We start from the raw sequence: 13,690 nt of genomic DNA, 5'->3' as shown, positions 1-13,690 counted from the left end.
TTATCCTGTGATTGGCCGTGCCTGTCACTGGCGACGCACAATGCGTGGTCAACGGGGTTGTCAGGTCGGTCCGAGCAGGCTCAAACTGGCAGCTTTCTAACTGGTGCGCGAGTACGCGGCCAGCTCGCTCAAGCGCCTGCATAGACAACGCGCAAAGACAGATCATTCGGGGACCCTGACATGGAACTGGTTGTAAAAAGTGTAGCCGCTGCATCCTTGAAAACCGCCACCCTGGTGCTTGGGGTGGGCGAAGGGCGCAAGCTTGGCGCCAGCGCCAAGGCTGTCGATGAAGCCTGCGCCGGCGCGCTGAGCGCTGTTCTCAAGCGTGGCGACCTGACCGGCAAGCTGGGCCAGACCCTGCTGCTGCAAGGCCTGCCCAACCTCAAGGCCGAACGGGTTCTACTGGTTGGCACCGGCAAGGACAACGAACTGGGAGACCGCAGCTGGCGCAAAGTGGTTTCTTGCGTGCTGAACGTACTCAAGGGCCTCAACGGCAGCGACGCGGTGCTGGCACTGGACGAAGTGGCAGTGACCGGCCGCGATGCTTTCTACAGCCAATCGCGCCTGCTGGCCGAGACCCTGCTCGATGGCGAGTACGTCTTCGACCAGTTCAAGAGTAAAAAAGCCGAGCCTCGCGCCCTGAAGAAAATCACCTTGCTGGCCGACAAGGCCGGTGCCGCCGAGGTCCAGCGCGCCGTCAAGCACGCTAGCGCCATTGCCTCCGGCATGAGCCTTGCCCGTGACCTGGGCAATCTGCCACCTAACGTCTGCCACCCAAGCTTCCTCGCCGAACAGGCCAAAGGTCTGGGCAAGGCCTACAAGGGTCTCAAGGTCGAAGTCCTTGATGAGAAAAAAATCAAGGAACTGGGCATGGGCGCCTTCTACGCCGTAGGCCAGGGTAGCGACCAGCCACCACGCCTGATCGTGCTCAACTATCAGGGTGGCAAGAAAAGCGAGAAGCCCTACGTGCTGGTGGGCAAAGGCATCACCTTCGACACCGGTGGCATCAGCCTCAAGCCCGGTGCCGGCATGGACGAAATGAAATATGACATGGGTGGTGCTGCCAGTGTCTTCGGCACTGTGCGTGCAGTGCTCGAACTGCAACTGCCGATCAACCTGGTGTGCCTGCTGGCCTGTGCCGAAAATATGCCAAGCGGCGGCGCCACCCGTCCAGGCGACATCGTTACCACCATGAGCGGTCAGACCGTCGAAATCCTCAATACCGACGCCGAAGGCCGCCTGGTACTGTGTGATGCCCTGACCTACGCAGAGCGCTTCAAGCCTCAGGCAGTGATCGACATCGCCACCCTCACCGGTGCCTGCATCGTCGCCCTGGGCAGCCACACCTCGGGCCTGATGGGCAACAACGACGATCTGATCAACCAGTTGCTCGACGCCGGCAAGCGCGCTGACGACCGCGCCTGGCAGTTGCCTCTGTTCGACGAGTACCAGGAGCAACTCGACAGCCCGTTTGCCGACATCGCCAACATTGGCGGCCCCAAGGCAGGCAGCATAACCGCTGGCTGTTTCCTGTCGCGCTTTGCCAAGGCCTACAACTGGGCGCACCTGGATATCGCCGGTACCGCCTGGATCAGTGGCGGCAAGGACAAAGGCGCCACTGGCCGTCCGGTCCCGCTGCTGACCCAATACCTGCTCGACCGCGCCAACGTCTGAGACAGTGCCTGCCGCCTGCGCCCATTCGGGCGTAGCCGGCCGGCCCGCTAATCATGAGTAAAGTCGACTTTTATATTCTGCCCAGTGACGCGCCGTCGGCGCGCCTGGATTTTGCCTGCAAACTCTGCGAGAAAGCCTGGCGCATGGGCCATCAGGTCTACCTGCACTGTGCCGATGCCGCCCAGCGTGACGATCTGGACGCGCGCCTGTGGGCGTTCAAGGCTGAGACGTTCGTACCACACAACAACGCCGAAGAGTTCGCTCTGGGCGGTGTCGTGCTGGGGCTCGGTGCTGACTGCGGCAGCCACACGGACCTGCTGATCAACCTTGATCTGAAGGTGGCTCCGTTCGCCGCGCGCTTTGCCCGCATTGCCGAGATCGTTGTCGAAGAGCCAACGATCCGCCAGGCCGCCCGAGAGAGTTTCCGTTTCTATCGCGAACAGGGCTATGCTCTGCAAGATCACCGCTTACAGCGACTCTGAAGACAATGGACAAACCCACTCCCTTGCCCCAATCCGCCCACCTGCTGGACGACCTCGAATCGATTCGCCAATTGCTGGGCGATGAGTCTCTCGAGCCACCACTGCTGACCGAGACCGTCGAAGAGCAGATTCCACTACTGCTCGAAGAAGCCGATCCAGCCCCTGTGGTGGCAACAGAACCCACACCGCAAGCGCCAGCCGACCCACAGGCAAAGCGTCAGGAAACCCTGCTGCACCTTGATAGCGAACTGCGCGCGGCGGCGCAGTTGATCATGCAGGACGTGATCAACGACTTTACCCCGCACATCGAGAACGAAATCAAGCGTCGCCTCGATGCCCGGCTCGAACGCCTGCTCAATCAATAGGCAATAGCGGCAAGCTTCAAGCGCCGTGCGGCGCGCTGAGCTTGTCGCTTGAAGCTTGCCGCTTCGTTATACTCTCCGGCTTTCCTGAATAAATGCCATAGGGTCCCGCCGCGCATGGATAAGACCTACCAGCCGCACGCTATTGAAACTTCCTGGTACAACACCTGGGAGTCAGAGAATTATTTCGCTCCGCAAGGCGCGGGCGATGCCTACACAATCATGATTCCGCCGCCGAACGTAACCGGCAGCCTGCACATGGGTCATGGCTTCAACAACGCGATCATGGACGCCCTGATCCGTTTCCGTCGTATGCAGGGCCGCAACACCCTGTGGCAGCCGGGCACCGACCACGCCGGTATCGCTACCCAGATGCTGGTCGAGCGTCAGCTTGAAGCCAAAGGCCAGAGCCGCCACGACCTGGGCCGCGAAAAGTTCCTGGAAAAAGTCTGGGAATGGAAAGATCAGTCCGGTGGCAACATCAGCCGTCAGATCCGCCGCCTGGGCTCCTCCGTCGACTGGAGCCGTGAGCGTTTCACGATGGACGACGGCCTGTCCGAAGCGGTCAAGGAAGCCTTCGTGCGCCTGCACGAAGACGGCTTGATCTACCGCGGTAAGCGCCTGGTCAACTGGGACACCAAGCTGCACACGGCGATCTCCGATCTCGAAGTGGAGAACCACGACGAGAAAGGTCACCTGTGGAACCTGCGTTACCCACTGGCTGACGGTGCCAAGACCGCCGACGGCAAAGACTACCTGGTGGTTGCAACTACCCGTCCGGAAACCATGCTCGGCGACGCCGCCGTTGCCGTTAACCCCGAAGACGAACGTTACAAGGCACTGATCGGCAAGTTTGTCGAGTTGCCGCTGGTTGGCCGTCGCATCCCGATCATCGCCGACGACTACTGTGACCCGGCGTTCGGTACCGGTTGCGTGAAGATCACCCCGGCCCACGACTTCAACGACTATGAAGTCGGCAAGCGCCACAACCTGCCACTGCTCAATATCTTCGACAAGAACGCCTTCGTATTACCTGCTGCCCAGGTATTCAATCTCGACGGCAGCGTCAACGAAAGCGTCGACGCCACCCTGCCCGCCCAGTACGCTGGCCTTGACCGTTTTGTTGCGCGCAAGCAGATCGTCGCCGACTTCGACGCCGCCGGCCTGCTGGTAAGCGTCGATGACCACGCCCTTAAAGTGCCGAAAGGCGACCGCTCGGGCACTGTCATCGAGCCTTGGCTGACCGACCAGTGGTACGTGTCGACCAAACCGCTGGCCGAGCCTGCCATTGCCGCCGTTGAAGATGGCCGTATCCAGTTCGTGCCTAAACAGTATGAAAACATGTACTTCTCGTGGATGCGTGACATCCAGGACTGGTGCATCAGCCGTCAGCTGTGGTGGGGCCACCGCATTCCTGCCTGGTACGACGAGTCCGGCAAGGTTTATGTAGGCCGCAGCGAAGAAGAGGTTCGCAGCAAGCACAACCTCGGCGCCGAGGTTGTCCTGAATCAGGACAACGACGTACTCGATACCTGGTTCAGCTCGGGCCTGTGGACCTTTTCGACTCTGGGCTGGCCGCAGCAGACCGAATTCCTCAAGACCTTCCACTCCACCGATGTACTGGTCACCGGTTTCGACATCATTTTCTTCTGGGTTGCCCGGATGATCATGCTGACCATGCACCTGGTGAAGAACGAGGATGGCACCCCGCAAGTTCCGTTCAAGACCGTGTACGTTCACGGCCTGGTTCGCGATGGCCAGGGCCAGAAGATGTCCAAGTCCAAGGGCAACGTCCTTGACCCATTGGACATTGTCGACGGCATTACCCTGGATGAACTGCTGGAAAAACGCACCAGCGGCCTGATGCAACCCAAGCTTGCCGAAAAAATCGCCAAGCAGACCAAGGCCGAGTTCCCCGAAGGCATCGCCAGCTATGGCACCGATGCCCTGCGCTTCACCTTCTGCTCGCTGGCATCTACCGGTCGTGACATCAAGTTCGACATGGGCCGCGTAGAAGGCTATCGCAACTTCTGCAACAAGATCTGGAACGCCGCCCGCTACGTGCTGGACAAAGGCGAAGACTGTGGCCAGAACGGCGAAGCCTACGAGCTGTCGCTGGCTGACCGCTGGATCATTTCGCAGTTGCAGCGTACCGAAGCCGAAGTCACCCGCCAGTTGGAGCAGTTCCGCTTCGACCTGGCTGCACAGGCGCTTTACGAGTTTATCTGGAACCAGTATTGCGACTGGTACCTGGAACTGTCCAAGCCTGTGCTGTGGGACGAAAACGCCCCGGTCGAGCGCGCCCGTGGCACCCGCCGCACCCTGGTGCGAGTGCTGGAAGTGGCCTTGCGCCTGGCGCACCCGTTCATGCCGTTCATCACCGAAGAAATCTGGCAGCGCCTCGCGCCGCTGGCCGGTGCCGAAGGCAAGACCATCATGCTGCAGCCATGGCCGGTGGCCAATGACAGCCGCATCGATGCGGCGGCCGAAGACGATATCGAGTGGCTCAAGGAATTGATGCTCGGTGTCCGTAACATCCGTGGCGAAATGAACATCGGCCCTGGCAAGCCGCTGCAATTGTTCCTCAAGAACGCCAACGCCGAAGACCAACGCCGTCTGCAGGAAAACGAAGCGCTGCTGAAAAAGCTGGCGAAAATCGAGTCCTTCACCGTATTGGGCGAACAGGACGAAGCACCGCTGAGCGCCACGGCGCTGGTGGGCGACCTGCAAGTGCTGGTGCCGATGGCTGGCCTGATCGACAAGGACGCCGAGCTGGCACGCCTGAACAAGGAAATTCAGCGTCTGCAAGGCGAAGTTCAGCGTGTGGGCGGCAAGCTGTCCAACGCAGCCTTCGTCGACAAGGCGCCGCCAGCAGTGATCGACAAGGAACGCGCCAAGCTGGCCGAGGCTGAACAAGCCCTGGCCAACTTCACCGAGCAGCATGCACGGATCGCCGCCCTGTAAACATCGCTGATTTCAGTGATGCTATCGCGGGTCAAGCCCGCTCCCACAGGACACCCTGTAGGAGCGGGCTTGACCCGCGATGCTTTTCACCGGACCTTAAAATGACGACACCTGACAAACCGACCCTGCATCCGCGCAACCGCCACCAGGGCCGTTACAACTTCCCCGAGTTGATCAAGAGTAGCCCTGAATTGGGCCAGTTCATGATCACCAATCCATACGGCAAGCCCAGTATCGACTTTGCCAATCCCGAGGCAGTCAGGGTGTTCAACCGTGCCCTGCTCAAGGCTCAGTACGGTATCCAACACTGGGATATTCCCGCCGACTACCTGTGCCCACCGATTCCTGGTCGTGCCGACTACATTCACGTAGCAGCCGATCTGCTGGCCCTGGACAACGGCGGCGAAATCCCCCGTGGGCCCCAGGTACGCGCCCTGGATATCGGTGTCGGTGCCAACTGCATCTACCCGTTACTGGGCCACAGTGATTACCGCTGGCGCTTCCTCGGCTCGGACATCGACGCCACGGCGCTAGCGGCAGCGAAGGCCATCGTGCACGCCAACGGCCTGGACAAAGCCATCAGCCTGCGCCAGCAAAGCAACCGCAAGCACATTCTCATGGGCCTGCTAAAAGACGACGAGCGTTACGACCTGACCCTGTGCAATCCGCCGTTTCACGCCTCGCGAGAGGAAGCCACTCGTGGTAGCCAGCGCAAATGGCGAGCACTGGGCAAGGCAGACCCCAAGCGCAAGTTGCCGGTGCTCAACTTTGGTGGGCAGAACAATGAACTTTGGTGCGAAGGCGGAGAAATCCGTTTCGTCAGCCAGTTGGTGGCTGAAAGCGTTGCGCTTGCTAAACAGGTGATGTGGTTCACCTCATTGGTGTCCAAGGCGTCCAACCTGCCCGGCATTGAAGCTGCATTGAAGAAGGCCGGTGCTCAGGAAGTGCGCATTGTCGAGATGGGCCAAGGACAGAAGCAAAGCCGGATGGTGGCCTGGACCTTCCAGGATGCCAGCGCCCGCCAAGCCCGCTGGGCGAGCAAGTAACACGCGCGCCCAGCACAAGGCACAAAAAAACCGCGCCTGGCTCACACCAGACGCGGTTTTTTTTGCTGTTTACACTTACTTGTTTACAGCGTCGGTCAGCACTTTGGCTGGCACGAACTTAACAACTTTCTTGGCAGCGATTTCGATGGCAGCGCCAGTCGAAGGGTTGCGGCCGGTACGGGCAGGACGCTCGGTGATTTTCAGTTTGCCAATGCCTGGCAGAGTGATTTCGCTGCCATTTTCCAGTTGATCAGCAACGATCTGACCCAGTTGCTCCAGAGCGTTACGCGCGGTGGTTTTCGGCGCGTCAATAGCTTCGGCGATGTCGGCGATCAGTTGGTCTTTGGTCAATGCCATGGTGGTGTTCCTTCCCTATCAAATTCAGTGAGTATGCAGAGTGCTACGTCAGTCATCGAGCCAGACCTGCGGGGTATCCAGCGGTCCGGAGTTAAAGCCATGTCAATCGCGTATGTAGATACGCAAAAAGACGTTTGGTTCGACCTGACGCGAGCGGTCTGCCAGCAATGCGCCACACACGGTGCGCAAGACCGGGCAAAACTACCACAGGAATGGATAAATATCCGCTGCTGACACGGTAAATGTGCAGGTTTTTCGGGGGTTTGCGCGAAAAAGCGCAAAAAACTGAACAAAAAACGAACAACCGACATTTCTGCCAACATCTGGCCGCAGAATCACCTTCGGCCTGAGGTACACTTGGCAACTTTGCAACGCGGCCAGCACCGCCCATTTTCAACCGAGAATCCCATGCCGATCCGTCATTGCATCGTCCACCTGATCGACAAGAAACCCGATGGCAGCCCTGCTGTGCTGCACGCTCGCGACTCCGAGCTTGCCGAGTCCGGCGCCATCGAAAACCTTCTGGCCGACCTCAACGACAGCTACAACGCCAAACAGGGCAAAGCCTGGGGCTACTTTCACGCCGAATCCGGCGCCCATCCGTTCAGCGGCTGGTTGAAAGAATACCTGGAAGATAGCAGCACCTTCACTGCCTTCAGCCGCGTTGCCGTCGAGCACCTGCAAAAGCTGATGGAGGAATCCAACCTGTCGGTGGGTGGCCACGTCCTGTTTGCCCACTATCAGCAAGGCATGACCGACTACCTGGCAATCGCCCTGCTGCACCACAGTGAAGGCGTGGCGGTGAACGCCGAGCTGGATGTCACTCCGTCCCGTCACCTGGATCTTGGCCAGTTGCACCTTGCCGCGCGGATCAACCTTTCGGAGTGGCAGAACAACAAGGCGTCGAAACAGTACATCTCGTTCATCAAAGGCAAGAACGGCAAAAAAGTCTCGGAGTACTTCCGCGACTTCATCGGCTGCCAGGAAGGCGTCGACGGTCCCGGCGAAACCCGTACCTTGCTCAAGGCTTTCAGCGATTTTGTCGAAAGCGAGGATCTGCCTGAAGAGGCCGCCCGGGAAAAAACCCAGACCCTGGTCGACTACGCCACCAGTCAAACCAAGGCCGGCGAACCAGTGACCCTGGAAGAGCTTTCCGGGTTGATTGACGAGGATCGTCCCCGCGCGTTCTACGAGCACATTCGCAACAAGGATTACGGCCTGTCACCGGAGATTCCCGCTGACAAGCGCACCTTGAACCAGTTCCGCCGCTTCACCGGACGCGCTGAAGGCCTGTCGATCAGCTTCGAAGCACACCTGTTGGGTTCGAAGATCGAATATGACGAAGAGAATGGCACGCTGATCATCAAGGGACTGCCGACGCAGCTCACCGATCAGCTCAAGCGCCGCAAGGACTGAGCCCCTGCCAGGAGGCCACCAAGGCCTCCTTTGCGCTCTTGCGCAGTTTCTTTACCAGGCGCTCCTGACGCAATGCCTCGGCCTTGTCCGGCCACGCCTCGACGTATACCAGCGCCACTGCCGGGCTGGTACTGAAGTAGCGGGCACCCTGGCCTTTTTGATGAGCAATGAAACGCCGCTGCGGGTTATCGCTGATCCCGCAATACAACGAACCGTTGGCCGCGCGAACCAGATAGACATACCAGGATTTGTTCAGTGCTTGGGCAATAGGCTCTGTCACGGTATCGACTGCGAAGGGTAAAGCGCACAGCTTAACGCCTCAGCGGCCTGCCTGAAACGCTCGCAAGCCCTTGAGCGCCTGAGCACGCACCTTGCCCTGCACCAACGGCGTCCACCCCAGCAACAGCCCTGAGGTGCCCAACGCCTGCCGCGACCAGCGCCACAGACTGAAACTGTCCCGGTGCTCGCAGATTTTTCCATCGCGCAAAACGAAATGGGCCTGAATGTCATTGATTACGATACGACCGGTCTGGCTGAACAGGTAAGTAGCGACCCAATGAGCACTTGCGCTGTGCTCATCAGCGCGCACGCTGTCAAAGGTCAGGGAGAAGTCCTTGGCGCGGGTGACCAGCATGCGCCACATGTCGCCAGCGTCTTTACCACGCAAGGTACCAAAGGCCGGGTCACTGAAGACGATGTCATCGCTGTAGCACGCCACCATGGCTTCTGCGTCCAGGCGTTGGAAAGCCTGATAGAAGCGATTGATCAAAGCACAATTGCCAGCGCTCATGAGGCGGGTCCGTTTCCGAAGGGAGGGACCCGCACGATAGTCTGCGCAAGTGGCAAAAAGCTACGAGCATTTGCCGGATGAATAGCGGCAACCTCCAAAATGCCGACTAATGCATGACTCGTGAGGCCTCACACACGCTCACTGACCACCTGAACATGCAGATTGCGCCCAGCCTTCAAGCCAAAGCCAATGGCGCCGACGCCCAGCACGGCAAAGATCCAGCCGACTGCATCCCAGCCGCCGGTCAAGTCATGCACCAGCCCCACGGCAAATGGCCCCATGGATGCCAAGGTGTAACCTACCCCCTGAGCCATGCTCGATAGATTGGCCGCCACATGAGCGTCTTTGGAGCGCAGCACGATCAGCGTCAGCGCCAGTGCAAAGGTACCACCCTGCCCCAGGCCTAACACCACAGCCCAGCCCCAGAGGCCTTCAATCGGCGCATAGAGGCATCCAAACAAGCCAGCCAGGGCCAACAGCATGACCAACACAATGGCCAGGCGCTGATCTTGCCCTCGCGTTGCCAGCCAAGGCGCACTGAGTGAGCTGATCAATTGCACAATCACCGAGCCGGACAACACCAGGCCGGCTTCGGTCGGCGACAGGCCACGGCCGATAAGAATCGATGGCAACCAGCCGAATACGATGTAAGCCAGTGACGACTGCAATCCCATGTACAGCGTTACCTGCCAGGCCAGCGGATCACGCAGCAGACCGCGAACTCGATAGGCCACATGATGCGGCCCATGGCCCTGGCGCGCCTGAGGCAGCCATACCAGCGCAGCGAATAGCGCCGGAATCAACCAGAAACCCAGGCCCAACTCCCAGCTATTGCCCAAGTGCTCACTCAACGGCACCGTGCCGCCCGCCGCCATCGCAGCCCCCAGGCACAGCGCCATGGTGTAGACCCCGGTCAAGGTGCCGGCGTGCCTGGGAAAGTCGCGCTTGACGATACCGGGTAACAGCACACCAATCACACCGATACTGGCGCCGGCCATGACACTGCCAACGAACACCCCGGTGGCACCAAATGCGCTGCGCACGGCAATGCCCGCCGCCAAGGTCAGGAGAATGCCGAGGATCACTCGCTCACTGCCAAAACGCCGAGCCAGTACCGGCGCCAACGGCGCGAACAAACCCAGGCAAAGCACGGGTAAGGTCGTCAGCAGTCCAGCCTGAGAAGCACTGAGGCCGAGGCTTTCGGAAACCAGACCGAGTAACGGCGCCATGCTCGACAATGCCGGGCGCAGGTTCAGGGCCACCAGCACCAGGCCGACCAGAAGCAACCAGGGCCGCAGCAACATCACAGGTTGCTGCTGCACCTGTTCATCGTCCACTTCGGCATCGATCAACAGTTCTTCAAGCTCCGGGCCACTGGCCACTGGAGCGGATCGGGTAGTGTCATGCGCCATGGCAGTCTCGCAAGGTCAGGATTCGTTGATCAGGGTTCGGCTCAGCGCTTTGGCTTTGTCCGAATCACGTTGTTCGATGGCCTCGAGAATCTGCCCATGCAGGTCGAAAACCAGCTGGCAGCGCGGAGCGTGGCTCAAATTGTGATGGACAGTCGCCGCCACCACGCCGGAGAGGTAGCGATACAACTCACTCAGGGCCGGATTGTGCGCAGCGTCGACCAGGCGTTGGTGAAAGATCAGATCGCAGTCTACGTAACGCTCGAGGTCTGCATGGAAATGCTCGCTGCTATGAGCGAGTGCCTCACGCAGGCCGTGCAGGTCTTCATCGGTGCGGCGCAAGGCTGCCAGGCCAATCGCCTCAGCTTCCAGAATGTGCCGGGCTTCGCGTGCCTGCTCCAGGCTGCAGCGCGACAAAGCCTGCACCGCCTGCAGCGGATCGACAGCAGTACGCAGATAGCTGCCATCGCCCTGGCGGACTTCGACCAGACCACTGAACGCCAACACCCGCATAGCTTCGCGCACAGTGTTGCGGCTGATGCCAAGCTCGGTGGCCAGTTCAGGTTCGGTAGGCAGACGCTGCCCTATCGACCAAGCACCGCTGGCAATGCGTTGACGGAGTTGATCGACAGCCTGTTCGACCAGAGAACGTTTGATGAGTAGCGTCATGTGCACTTACATCCAATCATCGGATGAATTCAGGCGAGAGAGAATACCCCTCTCGAATGTGTAAAAGCAATCGCGGGGCATGCCTGCTCCCAACCTGTGAGAGCGAGCTTGCCCCGCGAGCCACTTGTAGCAGTGTCAGTTCAACGCATCGAGCAATGCCTGATTCATCTCCGGTGTACCGATAGTAATGCGCAGGAATTGGGCAATACGCGCTTGCTTGAAGTGACGCACGATTACCCCTTGCTCGCGCAGCTTCGCCGCCAATTCGCTGGCATCGTGCTGCGGATGACGGGCGAAAATGAAGTTGGCGGCCGAAGGCAGCACTTCAAAGCCACGGGCAGTAAGCTCGCCCACCAGCGCTTCACGGCTATCGATGACTTTGCGGCAGGTGTCATCGAAGTAGGCGCGATCGTCGAACGCCGCCGCCGCACCGACGATTGCCATGCGATCGAGCGGGTAGGAGTTGAAGCTGTTCTTGATCCGCTCCAGAGCCTCGATCAGGTCGGGATGCCCTACTGCCAGACCCACTCGCAAGCCTGCCAGCGAGCGCGACTTGGACAAGGTCTGAGTGACCAGCAGGTTGTCATAGCGATCCACCAGGCTGATTGCCGTTTCGCCACCGAAGTCGATGTAGGCCTCATCGACCACCACCACCGAGTTGGGGTTGGCCTTGAGCAAGTGCTCAATGGCATCCAGCGCCAACAGGCAGCCAGTAGGCGCGTTGGGGTTGGGGAAAATGATGCCGCCATTGGCCTTGGCATAATCTTCCACACGAATCTGGAACTGCTCGTCGAGTGCAACCTGTTCGAAAGGAATGCCATAAAGACCGCAGTAGACCGGATAGAAGCTGTAACTGATGTCCGGGAACAGCAAGGGCGCGCCGTGCTGGAACAGGCCGTGGAAAATGTGCGCCAGCACTTCATCCGAGCCGTTGCCCAGGAACACCTGGTTGCCATTTACCCCGTAGTAGTTCGCTACCGCCTGCTTGAGCAGATCGCTGTTGGGATCGGGGTAAAGACGCAGATTGTCGCTCAACTCGCCACGCATCGCCTCAAGCGCCTTTGGCGATGGGCCATACGGATTTTCATTGGTATTGAGCTTGACCAGCCTGGCCAGTTTCGGTTGCTCACCCGGTACGTAAGGCACCAGGTCCTTGACGAAGGGGCTCCAGAATTTACTCATGCTCAGTTCCCCTTTTTGTCGGCAACGATACGGTATTCAGCACTGCGGGCGTGGGCGGTCAACGATTCGCCGCGCGCCAGGATCGACGCAGTGTGGCCAAGCTCCGATGCACCCTGTTCGGAGCAGTAGATGATCGACGAACGCTTCTGGAAGTCGTAGACCCCCAGTGGTGATGAGAAGCGTGCGGTGCCCGAGGTCGGCAATACGTGGTTTGGACCTGCGCAGTAGTCACCCAACGCTTCGCTGGTGTGCCGCCCCATGAAGATCGCACCGGCGTGGCGAATCTGTGGAAGCCAGGCTTGTGGATCCGCTACCGAAAGTTCCAGGTGTTCGGGCGCGATACGGTTGGCGACCTCCATGGCTTGCTGCATGTCACGTACCTGGATCAGCGCACCGCGGCCGTTGATCGACGTTTTAATGATTTCGGCACGTTCCATGGTCGGCAGCAGCTTGTCGATGCTCGCCGCCACCTTGTCGAGAAACGCGGCATCCGGGCTCACCAGGATCGATTGTGCGTCTTCGTCGTGCTCAGCCTGGGAGAACAGGTCCATGGCAATCCAGTCCGGGTCGGTCTGGCCGTCACACACCACCAGGATCTCCGAAGGTCCGGCAATCATGTCGATACCTACCTGGCCGAATACATGACGCTTGGCAGTAGCCACGTAGATGTTGCCGGGCCCGACCACTTTGTCTACCTGCGGCACGCTTTCGGTGCCATAGGCCAGCGCGGCGACCGCCTGCGCTCCACCAATGGTGAACACCCGATCGACACCGGCAATACAGGCCGCTGCGAGCACCAGCTCGTTGACTTCACCGCGCGGGGTTGGCACCACCATGACGACCTCACCAACACCGGCCACCTTGGCTGGAATCGCATTCATCAGCACCGAGGAAGGATAGGATGCCTTGCCGCCCGGTACGTAGAGGCCGGCGCGATCCAGTGGCGTAACCTTCTGGCCCAACACGGTACCGTCGGCTTCGGTATAGCTCCAGGAATCCTGCTTCTGCCGTTCATGATAGTTGCGCACACGGCTGGCAGCCTTTTCCAGGGCTTCGCGCTGAGCTTGGGTAATGCGTGTCAGAGCCAGCTCCAGGCGTTCACGACCGAGGATCAGGTCATCGATCGATTTGGCATCCACGCCATCGAAACGCTGGGTAAATTCCACCAGTGCCGCATCACCGCGCTCACGCACAGCCTTGATGATGTCGAGCACACGCTGGTTGACCGTATCGTCAGACACACTTTCCCAGCTCAACAGATGATCCAGATGTCGGGCGAAATCCGGGTCAGCGGCATTGAGTCGGGCAATTGCAGTGGACGTGGTCATAGCGAGGGCCT

At 59.6% G+C, this 13,690-nt stretch carries 13 protein-coding genes; 6 read left to right on the top strand and 7 right to left on the bottom strand.

The annotated features are described in order from the left end of the window. Positions 1 to 180 precede the first annotated feature (180 nt). From V0R60_RS22770 to rlmF, 5 genes are all read left to right on the top strand, one after another. Complete coding sequence (locus tag V0R60_RS22770) at positions 181 to 1,674, top strand: leucyl aminopeptidase (protein ID WP_136477948.1); 1,494 nt, start codon at positions 181 to 183, stop codon at positions 1,672 to 1,674. 53 nt (positions 1,675 to 1,727) lie between these two features. Continuing rightward, entirely contained in the window at positions 1,728 to 2,156 is a 429-nt protein-coding gene (locus V0R60_RS22765; RefSeq protein ID WP_136477949.1) for a DNA polymerase III subunit chi, read from the top strand. A gap of 5 nt (positions 2,157 to 2,161) precedes the next feature. Next, on the top strand, positions 2,162 to 2,521 hold the full coding sequence (locus V0R60_RS22760; RefSeq protein WP_136477950.1) for a DNA polymerase III subunit chi: 360 nt from the start codon (positions 2,162 to 2,164) through the stop codon (positions 2,519 to 2,521). Between the two features lie 114 nt (positions 2,522 to 2,635). Further along, positions 2,636 to 5,482, top strand: a complete 2,847-nt coding sequence (locus V0R60_RS22755; protein WP_330080724.1) for a valine--tRNA ligase — start codon at positions 2,636 to 2,638, stop codon at positions 5,480 to 5,482. 101 nt (positions 5,483 to 5,583) lie between these two features. After that, a complete protein-coding gene (rlmF, locus tag V0R60_RS22750; protein WP_330080723.1) occupies positions 5,584 to 6,528 on the top strand; it encodes a 23S rRNA (adenine(1618)-N(6))-methyltransferase RlmF in 945 nt (314 codons plus the stop codon). A gap of 75 nt (positions 6,529 to 6,603) precedes the next feature. Here the strand turns inward: rlmF and V0R60_RS22745 are convergent, their stop codons facing one another. Then, positions 6,604 to 6,885, bottom strand: a complete 282-nt coding sequence (locus V0R60_RS22745) for an HU family DNA-binding protein (RefSeq protein WP_009398256.1) — start codon at positions 6,883 to 6,885, stop codon at positions 6,604 to 6,606. Positions 6,886 to 7,293: 408 nt separating this feature from the next. Between V0R60_RS22745 and yejK the strand changes: the two genes are divergently transcribed. Further along, entirely contained in the window at positions 7,294 to 8,301 is a 1,008-nt protein-coding gene (yejK, locus tag V0R60_RS22740; RefSeq protein ID WP_330080722.1) for a nucleoid-associated protein YejK, read from the top strand. Here the strand turns inward: yejK and V0R60_RS22735 are convergent. The 6 genes from V0R60_RS22735 to hisD form a co-directional block, all read right to left on the bottom strand. Next, positions 8,282 to 8,581, bottom strand: coding sequence for a GIY-YIG nuclease family protein (locus V0R60_RS22735; protein WP_136477954.1), 300 nt, complete (start codon positions 8,579 to 8,581; stop codon positions 8,282 to 8,284). The genes yejK and V0R60_RS22735 overlap by 20 nt on opposite strands. Before the next feature lie 39 nt (positions 8,582 to 8,620). Next, a complete protein-coding gene (locus V0R60_RS22730; RefSeq protein ID WP_136477955.1) occupies positions 8,621 to 9,091 on the bottom strand; it encodes a nuclear transport factor 2 family protein in 471 nt (156 codons plus the stop codon). 128 nt (positions 9,092 to 9,219) lie between these two features. Further along, positions 9,220 to 10,503 (bottom strand): CynX/NimT family MFS transporter, encoded by a 1,284-nt coding sequence (locus tag V0R60_RS22725; RefSeq protein ID WP_136477956.1) that lies wholly within the window; start codon positions 10,501 to 10,503, stop codon positions 9,220 to 9,222. A 15-nt stretch (positions 10,504 to 10,518) separates the two neighbouring features. Beyond that, complete coding sequence (locus tag V0R60_RS22720) at positions 10,519 to 11,169, bottom strand: FadR/GntR family transcriptional regulator (RefSeq protein ID WP_330080721.1); 651 nt, start codon at positions 11,167 to 11,169, stop codon at positions 10,519 to 10,521. A gap of 135 nt (positions 11,170 to 11,304) precedes the next feature. Next, positions 11,305 to 12,351, bottom strand: coding sequence for a histidinol-phosphate transaminase (gene hisC / locus V0R60_RS22715; RefSeq protein ID WP_136477958.1), 1,047 nt, complete (start codon positions 12,349 to 12,351; stop codon positions 11,305 to 11,307). Between the two features lie 2 nt (positions 12,352 to 12,353). After that, positions 12,354 to 13,679 (bottom strand): histidinol dehydrogenase, encoded by a 1,326-nt coding sequence (gene hisD / locus V0R60_RS22710; RefSeq protein WP_136477959.1) that lies wholly within the window; start codon positions 13,677 to 13,679, stop codon positions 12,354 to 12,356. Positions 13,680 to 13,690: the final 11 nt, after the last annotated feature.

The organism is Pseudomonas auratipiscis, from assembly GCF_036324085.1.
GTDB classification, from domain to species: Bacteria; Pseudomonadota; Gammaproteobacteria; order Pseudomonadales; family Pseudomonadaceae; genus Aquipseudomonas; species Aquipseudomonas auratipiscis.
This window is presented reverse-complemented; position numbering and strand designations above follow the sequence as displayed.

Coding starts and splice junctions, on each gene's coding strand:
- V0R60_RS22770 (WP_136477948.1), top strand. CDS start 181: ATGGAACTGGTTGTAAAAAGTGTAGCCGCTGCATCCTTGAAAACCGCC.
- V0R60_RS22765 (WP_136477949.1), top strand. CDS start 1,728: ATGAGTAAAGTCGACTTTTATATTCTGCCCAGTGACGCGCCGTCGGCG.
- V0R60_RS22760 (WP_136477950.1), top strand. CDS start 2,162: ATGGACAAACCCACTCCCTTGCCCCAATCCGCCCACCTGCTGGACGAC.
- V0R60_RS22755 (WP_330080724.1), top strand. CDS start 2,636: ATGGATAAGACCTACCAGCCGCACGCTATTGAAACTTCCTGGTACAAC.
- rlmF (WP_330080723.1), top strand. CDS start 5,584: ATGACGACACCTGACAAACCGACCCTGCATCCGCGCAACCGCCACCAG.
- V0R60_RS22745 (WP_009398256.1), bottom strand. CDS start 6,885: ATGGCATTGACCAAAGACCAACTGATCGCCGACATCGCCGAAGCTATT.
- yejK (WP_330080722.1), top strand. CDS start 7,294: ATGCCGATCCGTCATTGCATCGTCCACCTGATCGACAAGAAACCCGAT.
- V0R60_RS22730 (WP_136477955.1), bottom strand. CDS start 9,091: ATGAGCGCTGGCAATTGTGCTTTGATCAATCGCTTCTATCAGGCTTTC.
- V0R60_RS22725 (WP_136477956.1), bottom strand. CDS start 10,503: ATGGCGCATGACACTACCCGATCCGCTCCAGTGGCCAGTGGCCCGGAG.
- V0R60_RS22720 (WP_330080721.1), bottom strand. CDS start 11,169: ATGACGCTACTCATCAAACGTTCTCTGGTCGAACAGGCTGTCGATCAA.
- hisC (WP_136477958.1), bottom strand. CDS start 12,351: ATGAGTAAATTCTGGAGCCCCTTCGTCAAGGACCTGGTGCCTTACGTA.
- hisD (WP_136477959.1), bottom strand. CDS start 13,679: ATGACCACGTCCACTGCAATTGCCCGACTCAATGCCGCTGACCCGGAT.